Genomic DNA, 17,601 nt, shown 5'->3' on the forward strand with positions numbered 1-17,601 from the left:
TCGCGCGACAAACCGCTCTGTCGTCCCGGCCTTGCGCCGGGACCCATAATCCCAGAGAGCGGTATGGGGCACGCTGTCAGCAGGCGGGATGTCGGGCGCCATCCCCTGCGGCCCATGATGGTCTCACCTCAAAAATGAGTTGCGCACCTCAAAAACCGCGCTAAGCTTTATTCAACCATACGGGGAGGAGCATGAACGCGCCGCTGACATTGCGGGACATCGCGCGGCAGGCGGGCGTCAGCCTCGCCACGGTCGATCGCGTGCTCCACAACCGGCCGGGGGTACGACCGGATACGGTTCAGCGCGTCAAGGATGCGATGGCGCGGAGCGCGTTCCAGCCCCATGCGGCGGCGTCGGAGCTTGCAAGGGCTCGCTCGCGGCGCTTTGCCTTTGTGATGCCGGCCGGCATCAACCTGTTCATGCAGCAGATCGAGGCGCATCTCGGCGAGCTGGGGACCTGGATGGCCGCACGCCGGCTATCGGTCGATATCGTCACCACCGATGTGTTTGATCCAGGCGTCCTGGCCGGCAAGCTTGAAGATCTGGTTGGCCGCGTCGATGGCGTCGCCGTGGTCGCGCTCGATCATCCGAGCGTGCGCGCCGCCATCAACGACCTTGTCGAGGCCGGCGCCAAGGTGGTGACGCTGGTGTCGGATGTGCCCTCGTCGCGGCGGCACCATTATGTCGGGATCGACAACATCGCCGCCGGCCGCAGCGCCGGCGCGCTGGTGGGGCGCTTCGTCGGTGGCAGGACGGGACGGCTGGCGATCATGGCGGGCTCGCAAGGCCTGCGGGACCATGCCGAACGCATCTTCGGCTTCACCCAAGTCATCGCTGCCGAGCATCGACAACTTGAGGTTTTGCCCGTGCTTGAGGGGCATGATGAGGATGATCGCTCAGAACACCTCATGGGCCAGCTGCTGGCCCGGCATGGCGACATTGTCGGTCTGTACAATGTCGGTGCCGGCACGGCCGGCGTTGCCAAGGCGCTGACCGAGGCCGGCCGCGCCGGCAATATCGTGTTCGTCGGCCATGACGTGACCGCGGTGACGCGCAAGCTGCTGCTGAACGGCGTGATGGATGCGGTCATCTCGCAGAACCCGGGGCACGAGGCGCGGTCGGCGGTGCGCGTGCTGCTGGCGTTGGCGCGGGGCGAGCCGCTGCTGAGTGAACAGGAAACGATCCGCATCGACATCGTGATGCGGGACAATCTGCCCTGAGCCGGTCGCCGCCGCTGGCGCGGCGTCGGTGAGCACTGGGCAGAAAGAAAAGAGGGAACGCTGGTTTCGAAGCGACGCAGATCGCTCACGACCGGTGCCGTGTGTGGGAGGAGTGAGACTCGTGTTTCTCGGACTGGATGTCGGCACATCCGGCGTGAAGGCCGTGCTGGAGGACGAGGCGGGCGCTTTGGTCGCGACGGCGTCGCGTCCGCTGACGCTGTCGCATCCGAAGCCGCTGTGGTCCGAGCAGAATCCGGATGATTGGGTGGCGGCAAGCGTCGGCGCGGTCGATGACCTCGCCCGGCTTCATCCGCGCGAGACCGCATCCGTCAGCGGCATCGGCCTGTCCGGCCAGATGCACGGCGCGACGCTGCTCGGCCGCGACGGGCGTCCGTTGCGGCCGGCGATCCTGTGGAATGACGGCCGCTCGCAAACCGAATGCGCCGAGCTCGAGCGCCGCTGTCCGGAGCTGCACGCCATCGCCGGCAATCTTGCGATGCCCGGCTTCACCGCGCCGAAGCTTGCCTGGGTCGCCAAGCACGAACCGGCGATCTTCGCCGAGGTGGCTAAGGTGCTGCTGCCGAAGGCCTATGTTCGCTACCGGCTGTCCGGAGAGATGGTCGAAGACATGTCCGACGCGGCCGGCACGCTGTGGCTCGACGTCGGGGCGCGGCGCTGGTCGGAGGCGTTGCTCGCGGCGACGGGGCTCGATCTCAGCCACATGCCGCGGCTGGTCGAAGGCAACGCGCCGAGCGCGGTGTTGTCGCCCGACTTGGCGCAGCGCTGGGGCATGGCAAACAATGTCGTCATCGCCGGCGGCGCCGGCGACAATGCCGCGAGCGCGATCGGCCTCGGCGCCATCACACCGGGTGATGCGTTCCTGTCGCTGGGCACGTCGGGCGTGTTGTTCCGCGTCACAGACCGGTTCGCGCCGGCGCCAAAGGCGGCCGTGCATGCGTTCTGTCACGCGCTCGGCGGTCTGTGGCACCAGATGGGCGTGATGCTGTCGGCGGCGGCGTCGCTGGCGTGGCTGGCGCGCATCCTCGAGACGCCCGAGGCTGCGTTGCTCGCCCCGCTGGGGGCCACGGTCGAGCGGCCGAGCCCGGTGCAGTTCCTGCCTTATCTCGACGGCGAGCGCACGCCGCATAATGATGCCCATGCCGATGGCGCCTTTGTCGGCCTGCGCAGCGCGGCCGGCCGCGGCGATCTCGTGCAGGCGGTGCTGGAGGGCGTCGCCTTCGCCGCACGCGACATGCTCGCCGCGCTCGGCCGCAGCGCCCAGCCGATCACTGAGCTCGACCTGGTCGGCGGCGGCTCGCGCTCCGTGGTGTGGGCGCAGATCATGGCTGATGTGCTTGGCGTCCGCGTGCATCGCGTCGAGGAGGGCGAGGTCGGCGCCGCAATCGGCGCCGCGCGGCTCGGCCGCCTTGCCGCGACCGGCGCTGCGCCGGCCGATGTCTGTCGCAAGCCGCGGCGGCTGCAGAGTTTCGAACCTCGCCCGGCACAGCGCGCCGCCTATGACGATGCCTATGCGCATTGGCGCAAGCTCTATCCCGCTCTCAAGGAGTGCACCTCGTGAACGTCCAGCCTCCCTTCTTCCAGACCGGTGCGACCGTTGCTTATGGCGGCGCCGACGCCCGCAGCCCGCTGGCGTTCCGCTGGTACGACAAGGATCGCATCGTCAGGGGCAGGCGGATGGAGGACCATCTGCGCTTTGCCGTCTGCTACTGGCACTCGTTCTGCTGGCCCGGCAGCGATCCGTTCGGCGGCGAAACGTTCCTGCGGTCCTGGCAGCATGGCGACGACGCCATGGCCATGGCGCGCGCGAAAGCCGATGTCGCGTTCGAACTGTTCCGCCTGCTCGACGTGCCGTTCTTCACCTTCCACGACGTCGACGCGGCGCCGGAAGGCGCGACGCTGAAGGAGTCCGTCGCCAACCTCAACGCGATCGCCGATCTGTTCGAGCAGAAGATGGCCGCGGCCAAGGTGCGGCTGCTGTGGGGCACGGCCAATCTGTTCTCGCACCGCCGCTACATGGCGGGCGCCGCGACCAATCCCGATCCGGACGTCTTCACCTATGCGGCGGGACAGGTGCGCGCCGCGCTCGAGGTGACGCATCGGCTCGGCGGCGCCAACTACGTGTTGTGGGGCGGCCGCGAAGGCTACGAGACCTTGCTCAACACCGACCTCAAGCGCGAGCTCGACCAGCTCGGCCGCTTCGTCTCGCTGGTCGTCGAGCACAAGCACAAGATCGGCTTCAAGGGGCCGCTCTTGATCGAGCCGAAGCCGAAGGAGCCGACCAAGCATCAGTATGATTTCGATGTCGCCACCTGCTACGGCTTCCTGCAGCGCTATGACCTGCTGAACGACGTCAAGCTCAACATCGAGCAGAACCATGCCATCCTCGCCGGCCATTCGTTCCAGCATGAGGTCGCGCTGGCGCAGGCGCTCGGCGTGTTCGGCTCGCTCGACATCAATCGCGGCGACGATCTGCTCGGCTGGGACACCGACCAGTTTGCGATGAATGTGCCGGAGCTGGCGCTGGTGTTTCACGAGCTCCTCAAGGGCGGCGGCTTCACCACCGGCGGGCTGAATTTCGACGCCAAGATCCGGCGGCAGTCGATCGACCCGGATGATCTGCTGCACGCCCATGTCGGCTCGATGGATGCATGCGCGCGCGCGCTGCTCGCCGCCGATGAGATGCTCGCGGCTGGCGCGCTGACCGCGCCGCTCACGGCGCGCTATGCAGGCTGGGACGGCGAGGAGGGGCAGGCGATCCTCGCCGGCCGCCGCTCGCTCGCCGACCTCGCCGACAGTGCCCTCACGTCCGGGCTCGATCCGCAACCGCGTTCGGGCCGGCAGGAATATCTGGAAAGCGTGGTGAACCGTTATGTCTGATGACAATAGCCTGCGCATGTCGGTGAATGAAGGGGGCGGAGCGGCGATCAGCCCGGCCGCTCAGCCGGTCCTTGAGCTCAAGGGCGTCGGGAAGCAATTCGGCGCGATCCGCGCGCTGCAAGGCGTGGATCTTTCGATCGGCGCCGGCGAGGTGGTCGGCCTGATGGGCGACAATGGCGCCGGCAAATCGACCCTAGTGCGGATCATCGCCGGCAATTTCCCGCCGAGCCAGGGCTCGATCCATTTCTGCGGCCGCGAGGTGCATTTCCATCGGCCGATGGATTCGCGCAGCGTCGGCATCGAGGTCGTCTACCAGGACCTCGCGCTCGCCAACAATCTGACCGCCGCTGCCAACGTCTTCCTCGGCCGTGAGCTGAAGCGCAATTTTGGCCCGCTGGTGCTGCTCGATCACAAGGGCATGGAGGCGCGCGCGCTGGAACTGTTCCGCGAGCTGCGCTCCGAGACGCGGCCGCATGACCTCGTCAAGGACATGTCGGGGGGGCAGCGCCAGGCGGTCGCGATCGCGCGCACCCGGCTCTCCAACGCCAAGCTCGTGATGATGGATGAGCCGACCGCCGCGATCTCGGTGCGCCAGGTCGAGCAGGTGCTGAGCCTGATCCACCGGCTGAAGGAGCAGGGGATCGCCGTGATCCTGATCTCGCACCGCATGCCCGACATCTTTGCGGTGTGCGATCGCGTCGTGGTGATGCGGCGCGGCGAGAAGAAGGCCGACAAGCCGGTCGGCGACACCAGCCCGGACGAAGTCACCGCCCTGATCACCGGCGCCAAGGAGACTGCGTGATGTCTGTCCCGTCGGAGACGCCCGTGGCGAGCAGCGAGGTCACTTTCACCAATGTCGGCGCTATCAGATGGTGGCATCGCGGCCTGTTCGCGTCGCAGACAGCCTATGTGACCCTGGCGCTGATCGCGCTCATCATCCTGATGAGCTTCGCGAGTCCCTATTTCCTGACCGAGGGGAATCTGCAGAACGTCGCCAAGAACTTTTCCTTCATCGCCATCGCCACGCTCGGCATCACCTTCGTGATCATCACCGGCGGCATCGACCTGTCCGTCGGCTCACTGATGTGCTTCGCGGCGATGATCACCTCGATGGTGATGACGACGCTGTCGACCCCCGGCGCGCCGCTGTCGTCGCTGTTCGTGCATCTGGCCGCCGACGGCAAGACCGTGGTCGCCAATGTACCCGGCCTGATCCTGGTCGTGTCGGTGCTCGCGGGCCTCGTAGTGTCGGTGCTCGTCGGCCTCGTCAACGGCATGTGCATCGCCATCCTCGGCCTGTCGCCATTCGTGACCACACTCGGCATGCTGTCGATCGTGCGCGGCCTCTGCTACGTGATCTCCAACGGCAGGGGCAGCTTTCCCGGCGGTCCGGACGCCGAGTATTTCTACGCGCTCACCCAAGGCGACTTGTGGGGCCTGCCGGCGCCGTTCATCTATCTGGTCATGCTCGCGCTGGTGATGGCCGTGGTGCTGCATCACAGCGCGTTCGGCCGCCACGTGTTCGCGATCGGCGGCAACGAGAAGGCCGCGGAGCTCACCGGCATCTCGGTGACGCGGGTCAAGATTGAGGTCTATGTGATCGGCGCGCTCGCCGCCGGGCTGCAGGGCATCATCATCTCCGGCTGGCTCGGCTCGGCGCCGGCCAACATGGCGACATCCTACGAGCTCAACGTGATCGCGGCCGCGGTGATCGGCGGCGCCAATCTGGCCGGCGGCATCGGTGGTCCGCTCGGTGCGATCGTCGGCTGCGTGCTGCTCGAAGTGATCCGCAACGGGCTGGTGCTGGCGCAGGTCAACTCCTATTGGCAGCAGACGCTGGTCGGCGTGATCATCATCGCCGCGGTGCTGGTCGACCGCATTCGCGCGCGGCTGATGTGACGAGATACTGTCCGGGATGTGACTGATCACGTCTATCCGCGCCCGGCACAGACAATCAGCAGGGATAGACATGGAGGAGGGAAGCTCATGAAGAAGTTGCTGTATGCGGTCGCGTCGCTCGCGATCATGCTGGCCCCGGCGCAGGCCGAGACCAAGTATCGTTTCGCCGTCGTGCCGAAGGCGATGAACAATCCGTTCTTCGACGTCGCGCGCGACGGTTGCCTGAAGCGCGCCAAGGAGCTCGGCAATGTCGAGTGCATCTACAAGGGGCCGATCGAGCACGAGCCGGCCACGCAGGCGCAGATCATCCAGGACTTCATCACCCAGAAGGTCGACGGCCTCGCGATCTCGGTCGCCGATGTCGCGGCGATGTCCAAGTCGATCGACGCGGCGACCGCGGCGGGCATTCCCGTCATCACGTTCGACGCGGATGCACCCGGCTCGAAGCGCCTCGCTTATATCGGCACCAACAACAAGGATTTCGGCCTCGCCCTCGGCAAGCAGCTGCTGCAGCTCAAGCCTGAAGGCGGCAAATACGCCGTCGTCTCGGGCGGCCCGGGCGCCAAGAATCTTGCCGAGCGCGTCGACGGCGTGCGTGAGGCGCTGAAGGGCTCGAAGTGGACGGAAGTGGCGGGCTCGCCGACCTTCTGCAACGACGATCCAGCGCTCGCCGTGCAGCAGATGGCCGATCTGCGCACCGCGACGCCCGACCTCGCCGCGATCGTGCCGGTCGGTGGCTGGCCGATGTTCGCGCCCGAGGGCTACAAGGCGTTCGTCAACAAGAACCGCAAGGACATCGACGCCGGCAAGCTGACGCTGGTCGTCGCTGATACGCTCAAGATGCAGCTCGAACTGCTGCGCGACGGTTATTCCAACGCACTCACCGGCCAGCGCCCGTTCGAGATGGGCGAGAAGGCGATGGATACGCTGCTGGCGATCAAGAAGGGCGAGAAGGTGCCGGAGGTGATCTATACCGGCCTCGACCTCGTCACCAAGGACAACGTCGCCAAGCTTCTGAACTAAGTTCCTCCCGGGGAAACCTGGCGGTCTGGCATCCGGCCCTGGCCGGCGGCCGGACCGCCTTTTTTGTTGACGGGGCTGCCGCGGTGAGCGCCAGCGGCCGCGTGCTTGACAGTAACTGATATCTGACTTAGGTCAGATATCATGCTCGATCCGATCTCCCGCGTCCGCCGCTTCAACCGCGCCGTCACATCGGAGGTCGGCGCGCTCGACACCTCCTTCCTGGGCCGCGGACGGCCGCTCGGCGCGGCGCGCGTGCTCAACGCCATCGGCCATGGCCGCAGCGACGTCGCTGAGCTGCGCGATTATCTCGCGCTCGATTCCGGCCTGATGAGTCGGCTGCTGCGCAGCCTGGAGGAGGAGGGGCTGGTGACGACCAAGCCGCATCCGGAGGATGCGCGCCGTCGCATCGCCAAGCTCACCGCGGCCGGCCGGCGCGAGTTCGAGGCCTATGAGACGCTGTCGAATGCGCAAGCGGAGTCGATGCTGGCGCGCCACAGCCAGCCCGAGGCGCTGCTGGCCGCGATGGACATGGTCGCCGCCGCGCTCGGCCGCAGCCGCATCAGCATCGACCTGCTCGACCCGCGGTCGGAGCCGGCGCGTTATTGCCTCGGCGAATATTACGCCGAGCTGTCGCGCCGGTTTGCGCGGGGGTATGACGTGGCGCTGTCGCGCGATCCCGACGCCACCGACATGATAGCGCCGCGGGGCGCGTTCTTCGTGGCGCTGTCGGACGGGCTGCCGCTCGGCTGCGTCGGGCTGAAGGGCGCCGGCGGCCCGCTCGCCGAGATCAAGCGGCTGTGGGTCGCGCCCGCCGCGCGCGGCCTCGGCCTTGCCCGCCGCCTGATGGACGCCGCGGAGACCGCCGCGCGCCAGCTTTCGATCACGACGCTGCGGCTCGACACCAACAGCGCGCTCGGCGAGGCGATGCAGCTCTATCGCCGCACCGGCTGGACCGAGATCGAGCGCTTCAACGACGATCCGTATCCAGACCTGTTTTTCGAGAAGCGTCTGTGAGCTGCGTTCGGCCGGAGCCCGCATCGAGCTGATGGACCAGCAATAGGATGGCTTGCGCGGTATCGGCTGGACAAAGCGTGGGGTGGAGATGAGTTCCGCCGAGTCGCGCGACCGGCCAGCCGCGCCGGAGCGCCTCGGCCGTCGCGTGATCATAGATCGGCGAGGCCTGGATGAAACCGGCTGGGACGTGATCCCAGCGCGCCAATTCGATCGAGTCGTCGAACCAGTCGATATGCATGACCGGCAGCCCGTCCTCGAACCTGGCGAGAGCAACAGGGTCCTGAGCCAGACGGTCCAGGCCGATCAGCGCGGCGCGCTGGGGATCGTGCAAGAACCAGCGTGACCAAACCGGAAGCACTCCATCTGCGTCCGCCTGGTTGCGGATGACATCATGCAGTGCGGGCCGCACTGGCGATGCGCGGCCTTGCTCCGGCGGGATGTCGCCGTCAACGATGATGAGACCGCCGGCCGGCAGCTTTATCGCGAGATCGGCGACCAGCGCGCTCGCCGAACTATGGCCGACCAGGATCGGAGCCTTCGTTGGTGTGATGTGGTCCAGCAAGTGCCGAGACCAGGCGCGCCAGGCGGGGGGCGTCACGCTATACGCGAGCAGATCCGGCACCTGGACCGACCAGCCGGCCTGACGCAGATGGGCGGCTGTAGGCTGCCAACTCGACGCACGCACCATCGGACCCGCGATCAGCACGAGCTGTTTGCTCATGTCGCCTCGGACGGATCGGGGCGTCAACCTGCCGCTCCAACCAGCGCGACCTTCATGTCGCGGGCCTCATAGACGCAGCTGTCATTCGCCAGCACGCGGCCATCGGCGATGCCGAGCACCAGCCGGCCCCGCTTCACCTGGCGCATGTCGACCTCGTAGCGCACGCAGCTGACATCGGGCGTGATGGCGCCTCGGAAGCGGACCTCGCCGACGCCGGTGGCGCGGCCCTTGCCGGGGGAGCCCGACCAGCCGAGCCAATAGCCGACCATCTGCCACATCGCATCGAGGCCGAGGCAGCCCGGCATGACCGGATCGCCGCGAAACAGACAGTCGAAGAACCAGAGCTTGGGCGTGATGTCCAATTCGCCGACGACGTGACCCTTGCGGTAGCGACCGCCGTCGAGGCTGAGCGCGGTGATCCGGTCCATCATCAGCATCGGCGGCGCCGGCAGTTGGGCGTTGCCGGGTCCGAAATAGCCGCCTTCGCTGGATCGGAGCAGGTCTTCCTTGGAATAGGACGGCTGCGGCGTATGGAAATCGTGGGGGTGGGGCACGGCGCTATCTCCGTTCAGAAGCGTGGTGTCGAAGAGCGGGCCATCATCCGTCTTGCTCCCCGTGACCCGGAACATGGAACGCTGGTGCTCGCCGTTCAAGTGCGCGGTGGCGGCAGCCGACGCTGATTTCGGGGGGGCACGGACGCAGCCTTCTCAACGGATTCATAAAGCTGCGATGAATATGAAATGAGCGGCTGAAAGTGCTGGCGCCGCCATCTTCATCTTCGCCATGCAGCGGGAGGACCGTCCGGGATGACCGAGGATGAACGGCCAAAGGCGGGTCTGAAGATACAAACCTATCGGGCGCCATCCCCCGCGCGCGACGGATCTCCGCCGCCCGCGCGTCGACAGATGCGCAGTCGTGAGGAGCTCGCGCCGCTGACTGAGCAGATTGCGACGCGTGCCGATCTCATGGACGAGGCTTCGGGACACGATGGGATGCGAGGACGAGGATCGTGCGGGCCAGATGATCGCGGAGATGACGGCTTATGCCCAAAGCCTCGACGCCACGGTGACCCATGTCGAGGGACCGCGGTTGACGCTTATGCAGCCTCTCGCCGGCGAGCAGTGCGACAATGATTCGCGCTGACCGGAACCGCCGGATGATGCAGGCCGTCCATGCTCTCGATGTTTCCACCGGGCGCGAACATTTTCGACTTCGATGCGTTCTGTCATGCTTCTGCCACGGTCCGGCTTGGCGGGCGCCTCAATGGAATGCGCCGGAGCGGGATCTGCGGAGCGATCTCCGCCTTACTTCACCCCAAGACGTGGTCGAGCGTATAAATCTTGCCGCGCCGATCGAAGACGGCGCGGGCCGAAACAGCAGCATATCGGGACAGAGCATGGTGACACGATCCTCGGCAGCTCAGACCACCGCAGCAAGACGCGTTCCGGGATCGGTGTTGAGCGTTGTGGCAACCCTGGCCGCGCTGGCGCTGTCTGTTCCGGCCGCGACCGCGCGGCAGGCGCGGCCTGCGCCGGTGACCGAGGCGACGGCGCCGCGGGCGCATGGCGAGCCGATCATGGCGATCGTGTCGATCAAGGCCCAGAAAGTGACGTTCTACGACGCGGAGGGCTGGATCTGGCGCGCGCCGGTCTCGACCGGCGTGACCGGACGTGAAACGCCCGCCGGCGTGTTCGCCATCATCGAGAAGGACAAGGACCACCATTCGACGCTGTATGACGATGCCTGGATGCCGAACATGCAGCGCATCACGTGGAACGGTGTCGCGCTGCATGGCGGGCCGCTGCCCGGTTATGCCGCCTCGCATGGCTGTGTGCGGATGCCCTATGGCTTCGCGGAGAAGCTGTTCGACCGGACCTGGATCGGCATGCGGGTGATCATCGCGCCGGGCGACGTGGCGCCGGTCGAGTTCTCCCATCCGGCCTTGTTCGTGCCGCAGGCCGCGGCGCTCGCCGCCGTGCCATCGCGCGCTGCGACACTCGGCCGCGAAGCAGAGGACGCGGCCAGGAGCGCCGACGAGACCAAGACGGCGGCCACCGCCGCCGAGCGGGACGCCAAATCGCTGAAGGCGTCGCTGCGCAAATTGGAGCAGGCCAAGGCCCGCACCGAGGCTGACCTCAAGATGATCGACCGCAAGCTGGCTGCTGCCAAGACCGAGGAGGCCAAGGCCCAGCTCGCGGAGGCCAGGCAGAAGCTAGCGACGCAGGCCAGCGACGCCGCGACGCAGCTCGACGCCGCCAAGGCGGACGCGGCGGCCAAGCTCGCCGCCGTCGCGAGCACGAAGGAGGCGGCCAAGGTCGCCGCCGCGCGGAAGGCCGACGCCACCAAGGCGGCGACCGATGCGCAACTCGCGACCGAGCCGGTGTCGGTCTATATCAGCCGCTCCACGCAGATGGTCTATGTCAGGCGCAACACGCACAAGCCGGCGCGCGACGGTGGCGGGGAGGTGTTCGACACCTCGATCGAGGCGCCGGTGGAGATCCGCGATCCGGAACGGCCGATCGGCACGCACATCTTCACGGCGGTGGCGCAGGGCAATGCGGGCCTGCGCTGGACGGCGGTGACGATCGACGATGGCGACGACGCCAAGGACGCGCTCGACCGGATCACCATTCCGAAAGAGGTCCTGGACCGAATCGCGCCGACGGCGGTGCCGCGCTCGTCGATCATCGTCTCTGACGAGCCTTTGTCGAGCGAAACCAACTATCGGACCGAGTTCGTTGCCGTCTTGAGCAATCAGCCGCAGGGCGGCTTCGTCACGCGCAAGCCGACCACCAATGTCGATGTCGTTGCGAGCGGCGATGAATATGACGACGGTTTCGGCAATGTCTTCCAGCGCAGCTGGGACGGCCAGCCTATCACGCAGCCGCGCCGGCGTGGACCGCCTCCGACCTATTTCCGGCCGGTGCAGCCAGGCTGGTGGTAACCCGCCTGGTGCTCACCGCGGCGCAAGACGCGGACAGGTTCGCTGCTCTTCGATAGCAGAAAGGGACAGATCATGATGCGGCCGCGGGGCGGCGCATCATGATCTTGTCTGCTCGTTCACGCACGATCGTCTCGAAAGACCGATGTCCGGTCTGCGGATCGTGCGTCGGGATCAGTTGCGGCTGGCAGGTGCCGCGGCCGGCCACTGGGCGAGAAGCGGCTGCATCGGCTGCGGCTCGGTCTCGGGCGCGCGCGCAATCCGCTTGACGCGATGCTTGTGGACGCGGCCGATCGAGCCGGTTACCTCGCGCAGGGTCTCGATGCGCGCGACCTGCTGACGAATTTGACCGGTGCTCGTGCGGAGCTGTTCGATGCCGATTTCGCTGTTGGCGGCGGCGGCGCGCAGTCCGCTCAGCTCGGTCGACGCGTCCTCTTGCGCGGTGCGCAGCCGAATGGTCTGGCGCTTCAGCAAGGCAATGTCGGATTCGATCTTGTCGGCCGTGTCGCGGCGGATCGCCTCGGTCACGTCAGCCGCCGTGCGCAAGCTCGCAAGGCCCGTTTCGGCACTGGTCAGGGTCGCGCGCAGCTGGACGATCTCTCCGGAGGTGTCGTTCTGCCGTTCGCGCAACTGCGCCGTCTCGGCTTTCAGCTGGGTGAGCTCGGAGCTCAGCGCCGCGACACGGGTCTCCAGCGAGGGCGATCCGTCCATCGCGAAGGACAAGCTCTTGGCTCCGCCGGTGCTCCACCATATCGCACCGGCGCTGGTGGCGAGGGCCAGGCTCATGACGATTCGTAGAGAGGCAGCGCCGCGGCTCGGCGGAACGTCCGATGTCTTGATGGGCTTGCGCATGGGCAGGTCTCCGGGATTTGATTGAGACCATTATGCTCATAGCAAGGTTGCCAATGTTCTAAGTCCGCGCGGCCTGTGAAACTTTTCATCTACGTAGATTACCGGGGCGCGGCAATCAGCATCACAAGATCCTGTCAGGGACGGTCAATGACACGACGAATATCAGCGCAACCTTCTGCGGTGCGGCCGAGCTGACTGCCGCGCCCGCTACGCGATGGACGCTCGTCGTCCGTCGGTATCGGAAAACACTTCGCCCTGTCGGCGGATCATGCTCTAAACTCGCGCCATGACCAACACGCAGCCGCCCACCGCACCACCCTCCTTCGACGCACTCGCCGAGGCAATCAGGCATCGTCGCTCGGTCTACGGCCATCTCAGCGGGCTCAGGATGGATCGCTACGCCCCCGGTGAGGTCTGGTCGACGTTGCCCTATCGGCCGGTGTTCGTCGGCGACAGCGACACCGGCGTGATCCATGGCGGCGTCGTCACCGCGATGCTCGATGAAAGCTGTGGCATGGCGGTGCAGCTTGCGCTCGACGGCACGCGGGCTATTGCGACCCTCGATCTGCGCATCGACTATCAGAAGCCGGCGACGCCCGGCCTCGACATCAAGGCGCATGCGGTGTGCTTCCGCGTCACGCGCTCGATCGCCTTCGTGCGTGCGACGGCCTATCAGGAGCAGGAGAGCGAGCCTGTCGCGACCGCGACCGCCTGCTTCATGGTCGACGCCAACCGCACCAACATGCTCGTCGACCGGCCGGTCTTCGCCGGTGAACCGGCGCCGCTCGAAGCTCCCGAGGATGGCGGCGGACTGTTTGCGTCCAGCCCGTTCGCGCGCTGTCTCGGGATCCGCGCCGGGGAGGGCGACACGCTGGTGATGCCGTTCTCGCAGCGGATTATCGGCAATCCGGTGCTGCCCGCAATCCATGGCGGCATGACCGGCGCATTCCTGGAAACCACGGCGATCATCACGGTCATGCGCGAGCTCGGTGTGTCCGCGCCGCCGAAGCCGATCGGTCTGACCATCAACTATCTCAGGTCGGGCCGCGCGCTCGACAGCATGGCCTCCGCCTCGATCGTCAAGCAGGGCCGCCGCGTCGTCGCCTTCGAGGCCCGCGCCTGGCAGGACGACGCAACCAAGCCGATCGCCACCGCCTTCGGCCATTTCATGCTGCGGCAGGAGCAGGACTGACGGAGCAGGGTCCTGCATCAGCGATCGGATCGCCGCTCAACCCGCCACGAACATCGGGAACGTCACCCCGAGCGCCCATGCCAGGATCAGGCCGAGGCCGATGCCTTCGGCCAAGGGCGACCCTGTCCTGCGGCCGACGCAGCCGCCGATCACCCCGAACACGATGAAGAACAGCACGATCACGGGGATGATGATCAGCAGGAAGAACAGCCGCCGGACATCGAGCGCCACCGCGCCGCCGAGCGAGGCGAGGAATGCGGCGCGGATCCAGAGCGTGCGCCACAGCGCGGCGTGGCCGCCCTGATTGGCGATACTGTCGGCCAGCATATAGGGCACGGCGCCCACCGCGATCGCCGCGATGATCGGCAGGCGGGCCGCGATCGGCATGAAGGAGGCGACATAGCGGTCGAGCGCGGTGCCGAATCCGACGATGCCATAGGCAGCCAGCGTCAGCGCCCCGAGCCAGGCGATGCGGCCGAACCGAACGCCTTGCAGCCGAAGCAGCGCCAGCGACAGCGCGCCATAGACGAGCAGATGCGCGGCCAGATAGTCCGCGACCAGCACCGGCAAAAACCGGGTGTCGACAAATCTCAGCGCGATCGGCGTCACGACCGCGGGCACCAGGGTGGCGATGGCGAGGCTGCGCAGCGGAACCACAAGCGGAGCCGCATCGCCCTTCGGCAGCAGCGCGGCCAAGGGCCAGGCCAGCAGCACGAGGCCGGTGAGCAGCAGCGCGATCGAGCCGCCGGTCGCGGTCACCGGACCGCTGCTGGTGCGGCCGAACACCCGGTCGAGCCAGTCGCGCGCCTCGTGAAGAGCGGCCGAGGAATAGAGCACGCTGACATGCTCGACGCCCGGCGCCACGACGGCCCGGCGCCCGCCTGCACCCGCGGGATCGCCGACCGTGTCGCCCTCCTGCGCGTCGGGATCGGCGAGCTTGAGATTGCGCAGGCCGTCCTGGCGCAGCGAAGCCTCCCATTCGCCGGCGATGATCAGTAAATTGCGCGGCGCGCTCGCCGTGACGGCTTCGGAAAACATCGAGATCGCGACCGTCGCGCCGATCCGGGGATCGGCGCTGGCCTGGCGCACGATGATGTCGGAGGCCATCGAATGGCCGAGCAGCGCCACCCGGCCATCGGCACCTGGCAACGACAAGGCGACGTCGGTGACGCGGCCGATCTCGCTCATCAGCTTGCTGGTCGTGCCGTCGACGCGCGTGACGTCACCGGACATCGGCGTGGGATTGCGGCCGTGGCCCTCGAAATCGAATGCGACGGCAACATAACCTGCATGCGCCAAAGTCAGCGCATAGGCCTCCATGAATTGGCGTGAGCCGGCGAAGCCGTGGGCGATGACCACCACCGGCGAGGCCGCGGCGCCGTCGCGCCGATACACGGTGAGGGGCGTCGTCCCGGCCTGCAGCCGGGTGATCGTCAGACCGGCGCGTGCAGCTTCGAGCTGCCAGATCCCGGCGAGACAGAGCGCGAGGCCGGCGAGCGCCGCGATCAGCAAGGCTGCACCGCGCATACCTATGCCATTTCGCCGTTTCGGCGCGATCCCGCGTGCCATGACTTGCTCCGTCTTCCATCAAGTCTAGCGCAGGGTTATGCGGCGTGACAGCGCCTGGCGGACGCCAGCGTTCCAGGTCGCCGCAGCGCATTCGAACGAAACCCGACCCGCTTCGTTGACAACGCCGCGGGAGCGATATTCGGTGGCTCCCATCCGCGACGACAGGAGGATGCATGAAACCGGACGTCATCTGCCTGATGGCCTCGAGCGTCGATGGCCGGACTTTGCCGAGCCGCTGGCGACCAAAGGGCTCGGGTGATCTGTTCGAGCAGGTCCATGAGCAACTCGGCGGCGATGCCTGGCTGATCGGCCGCGTCACCGGCCAGGAATTCGCCAAGGGCGCTGCCTATCCGGCAATGACGTCGGAGCGCTTTCCGCGCGAGAATTGGATCGTCCGGCGCGACGCCCGGGCCTATGGCGTCGTGCTCGATGCGCAAGGCAAGATCTGCTGGGGACGCGCCGACATCGGCGGTGATCCGATCGTGGTCGTGCTCACCGAGGCGGTGTCGGATGCGCATCTTGCGGGCCTACGCAGCGAGGGCGTGTCGTACATCTTCGCCGGCCGGTCGCAGCTCGACCTTGCGGTGGTGCTCGACGTTCTCGCGCGCGAGCTCGGTGTGAAGCGGTTGCTGCTCGAAGGCGGCGGTGGCGCCAATGGCGCGTTCCTGCGCGCCGGGCTCGTCGACGAGTTCAACCTCGTTCTGTGTCCGGCCATCGACGGCGCCAAGGGCGCGCCCAGCGTGTTCGACTCGCCCGAGAGCGAGTCGGATCAGCGCGCGCCGATCACGTCCATGACGTTGGAGAGCAGCACGGCCCTTGCGGGCGGCGCGCTGTGGCTGCGCTACAAGATCACCAACGGCCCGTCCGCGCCGGCTCAGGCCAGCCATGGCTGAGAGAAGAGATCATATCATCGTCGTCGGGGCCGGCGCTGCGGGCCTGATCGCGGCGCGCGAGCTCGTCTCCGCCGGCCGGAAAGTAACCGTCCTCGAAGCCCGCGATCGTTGCGGCGGCCGTATCCATCCGCTCGCCGAAAGCTCCTTCGGCTACAGAGCGGATGCCGGCGCTGAATTCATCCATGGCGAGGCGCCGGTGACCTATCAGCTGCTGGCCGAGGCCGGGCTGACAGCGCAGCCCGTCGACGGCGCGCGCTGGCATGTCGAGAACGGGACCTTCTCCTCCGACGATCCGTCCGACCGGGAGATGACGAGGCTGCACGAGGTGCTCGCCAGGCTCGATCACGATCTCACCGTGACCGCGCTGCTTGAGCGCCATTTCGCCGGCGCGCAGTTTGCCAGCCTGCGCAAATCCGTGCTCGGCATGGTGCAAGGCTACGACGCCGCCGACCCCGATCGCGCCAGCGTGTTCGCATTGCGCGACGAGTGGATGGGCGGCCACCGTGGCGGCCAGGCCCGCGTCGTCGGCGGTTACGGGGCGCTGGTCGATGATCTCGAAGCCACGTGCCGCGGGCGTGGCGTCACGTTCGCGTTCGAATCCGTCGTGGCGGCGGTCGAGAGTGCAGAGGGCGTTGCGATCGTGCATTGCGCCGACGGACGCACGTTTCGCGGCGATGCGGTCATTCTGACCGTGCCGCTGCCGCTGCTGCGGACCATCGCGCTGCCGGCGGCGATGCACGGGCAGGTGGCGGCTGCCGCCGACATCGGGTTTGGCAACGTGATCAAGCTGCTGCTGCGCTTCGAGCGGCGCTGGTGGATGGCGATTCCGGCGCGCGATCTGTCGGACATGCTATTCCTGTTGTCCGATGCCGCGGTGCCGGTGTGGTGGACGCAGCACCCGAGCGATCGTGACGTGCTGACCGGCTGGCTGGCTGGGCCGCCGACGCATGCGTTCGCGGCGCTCGACGAGCATGCGCTGATCGAGGTCGGACTTGCAGCACTTGCCGATATCTTCGCGAAGCCCGTGAACCTTCTCAGGCGGGATCTCACGGCGGCGCATGTGACCGATTGGGCAAAGGACCCGTTTGCGCGCGGCGCCTATTCCTATGCGACGCTCGCCACGCGGACCGCACAGGACGTGCTGACACGTTGGGATGGCGGGCCGGTGCTGATCTCCGGTGAGGCGCTCTATCGCGGGCGCGATATGGGCACCGTCGAAGCGGCTCTGGCGAGCGGGCGACAGACGGCGCGAACGATCCTGAAGATAGATACATAATGTCGCGCGACCGTCACATGTGTCGTGCGGACGTCACATGCGCGTCAGCCAGGACCGATAAGCGGTACCCCCGTTAAGAATGAGCGCGCGAAGGTTGCGCGAC

General features: G+C 67.1%; 15 protein-coding genes. 11 read left to right on the forward strand and 4 right to left on the reverse strand.

The annotated features are described in order from the left end of the window. Window positions 1-191: 191 nt before the first annotated feature. The 7 genes from BBTA_RS12625 (at window position 192) to BBTA_RS12655 (ending at window position 8,054) form a co-directional block, all read left to right on the forward strand. Window positions 192-1,220 carry a LacI family DNA-binding transcriptional regulator gene (locus tag BBTA_RS12625; RefSeq protein ID WP_012042875.1) on the forward strand — a complete coding sequence of 343 codons (1,029 nt, stop codon included), beginning with the start codon at window positions 192-194 and terminating at the stop codon, window positions 1,218-1,220. A 121-nt stretch (window positions 1,221-1,341) separates the two neighbouring features. After that, window positions 1,342-2,799: a xylulokinase gene (gene xylB / locus BBTA_RS12630; protein WP_012042876.1), complete on the forward strand. Its 1,458-nt coding sequence runs from the start codon at window positions 1,342-1,344 to the stop codon at window positions 2,797-2,799. Further along, window positions 2,796-4,118: a xylose isomerase gene (xylA, locus tag BBTA_RS12635; RefSeq protein WP_012042877.1), complete on the forward strand. Its 1,323-nt coding sequence runs from the start codon at window positions 2,796-2,798 to the stop codon at window positions 4,116-4,118. Before xylB ends, xylA begins: the two co-directional genes overlap by 4 nt. Window positions 4,119-4,134: 16 nt before the next feature. Then, on the forward strand, window positions 4,135-4,920 hold the full coding sequence (locus tag BBTA_RS12640) for an ATP-binding cassette domain-containing protein (RefSeq protein ID WP_012042878.1): 786 nt from the start codon (window positions 4,135-4,137) through the stop codon (window positions 4,918-4,920). Next, window positions 4,920-6,017: an ABC transporter permease gene (locus BBTA_RS12645; protein WP_012042879.1), complete on the forward strand. Its 1,098-nt coding sequence runs from the start codon at window positions 4,920-4,922 to the stop codon at window positions 6,015-6,017. Before BBTA_RS12640 ends, BBTA_RS12645 begins: the two co-directional genes overlap by 1 nt. A gap of 87 nt (window positions 6,018-6,104) precedes the next feature. Beyond that, window positions 6,105-7,040, forward strand: a complete 936-nt coding sequence (locus BBTA_RS12650) for a sugar-binding protein (RefSeq protein WP_012042880.1) — start codon at window positions 6,105-6,107, stop codon at window positions 7,038-7,040. A gap of 141 nt (window positions 7,041-7,181) precedes the next feature. Beyond that, window positions 7,182-8,054: a helix-turn-helix domain-containing GNAT family N-acetyltransferase gene (locus BBTA_RS12655; protein WP_012042881.1), complete on the forward strand. Its 873-nt coding sequence runs from the start codon at window positions 7,182-7,184 to the stop codon at window positions 8,052-8,054. Here BBTA_RS12655 and BBTA_RS12660 read toward each other — a convergent pair. Continuing rightward, the gene (locus BBTA_RS12660; RefSeq protein ID WP_041750598.1) at window positions 8,008-8,775 is read right to left on the reverse strand and encodes an alpha/beta fold hydrolase; all 768 of its coding nucleotides are present in this window, start codon (window positions 8,773-8,775) and stop codon (window positions 8,008-8,010) included. The genes BBTA_RS12655 and BBTA_RS12660 overlap by 47 nt on opposite strands. A gap of 23 nt (window positions 8,776-8,798) precedes the next feature. Then, on the reverse strand, window positions 8,799-9,329 hold the full coding sequence (gene fabA / locus BBTA_RS12665; protein WP_012042883.1) for a bifunctional 3-hydroxydecanoyl-ACP dehydratase/trans-2-decenoyl-ACP isomerase: 531 nt from the start codon (window positions 9,327-9,329) through the stop codon (window positions 8,799-8,801). A gap of 842 nt (window positions 9,330-10,171) precedes the next feature. Here fabA and BBTA_RS12670 point away from each other — a divergent pair. Next, window positions 10,172-11,719, forward strand: a complete 1,548-nt coding sequence (locus BBTA_RS12670) for a L,D-transpeptidase (RefSeq protein ID WP_041750599.1) — start codon at window positions 10,172-10,174, stop codon at window positions 11,717-11,719. Between the two features lie 171 nt (window positions 11,720-11,890). On the opposite strand, the gene BBTA_RS12675 is transcribed toward BBTA_RS12670, so the two are convergent. After that, window positions 11,891-12,568: a hypothetical protein gene (locus BBTA_RS12675; protein ID WP_041750600.1), complete on the reverse strand. Its 678-nt coding sequence runs from the start codon at window positions 12,566-12,568 to the stop codon at window positions 11,891-11,893. A gap of 286 nt (window positions 12,569-12,854) precedes the next feature. On the opposite strand from BBTA_RS12675, the gene BBTA_RS12680 reads away from it, so the two are divergent. Next, entirely contained in the window at window positions 12,855-13,760 is a 906-nt protein-coding gene (locus BBTA_RS12680) for a PaaI family thioesterase (RefSeq protein ID WP_012042887.1), read from the forward strand. A 36-nt stretch (window positions 13,761-13,796) separates the two neighbouring features. Here BBTA_RS12680 and BBTA_RS12685 read toward each other — a convergent pair whose 3' ends face one another. Further along, window positions 13,797-15,329 (reverse strand): alpha/beta hydrolase, encoded by a 1,533-nt coding sequence (locus tag BBTA_RS12685; protein WP_012042888.1) that lies wholly within the window; start codon window positions 15,327-15,329, stop codon window positions 13,797-13,799. A gap of 173 nt (window positions 15,330-15,502) precedes the next feature. Here BBTA_RS12685 and BBTA_RS12690 point away from each other — a divergent pair, with 173 nt between their 5' ends. Together BBTA_RS12690 and BBTA_RS12695 are read left to right on the forward strand one after the other, a co-directional pair. Next, window positions 15,503-16,222, forward strand: a complete 720-nt coding sequence (locus tag BBTA_RS12690) for a RibD family protein (RefSeq protein ID WP_012042889.1) — start codon at window positions 15,503-15,505, stop codon at window positions 16,220-16,222. Continuing rightward, entirely contained in the window at window positions 16,215-17,498 is a 1,284-nt protein-coding gene (locus BBTA_RS12695) for an NAD(P)/FAD-dependent oxidoreductase (protein ID WP_012042890.1), read from the forward strand. Before BBTA_RS12690 ends, BBTA_RS12695 begins: the two co-directional genes overlap by 8 nt. Window positions 17,499-17,601 lie beyond the last annotated feature (103 nt).

Source organism: Bradyrhizobium sp. BTAi1 (assembly GCF_000015165.1).
GTDB lineage: Bacteria > Pseudomonadota > Alphaproteobacteria > Rhizobiales > Xanthobacteraceae > Bradyrhizobium > Bradyrhizobium denitrificans.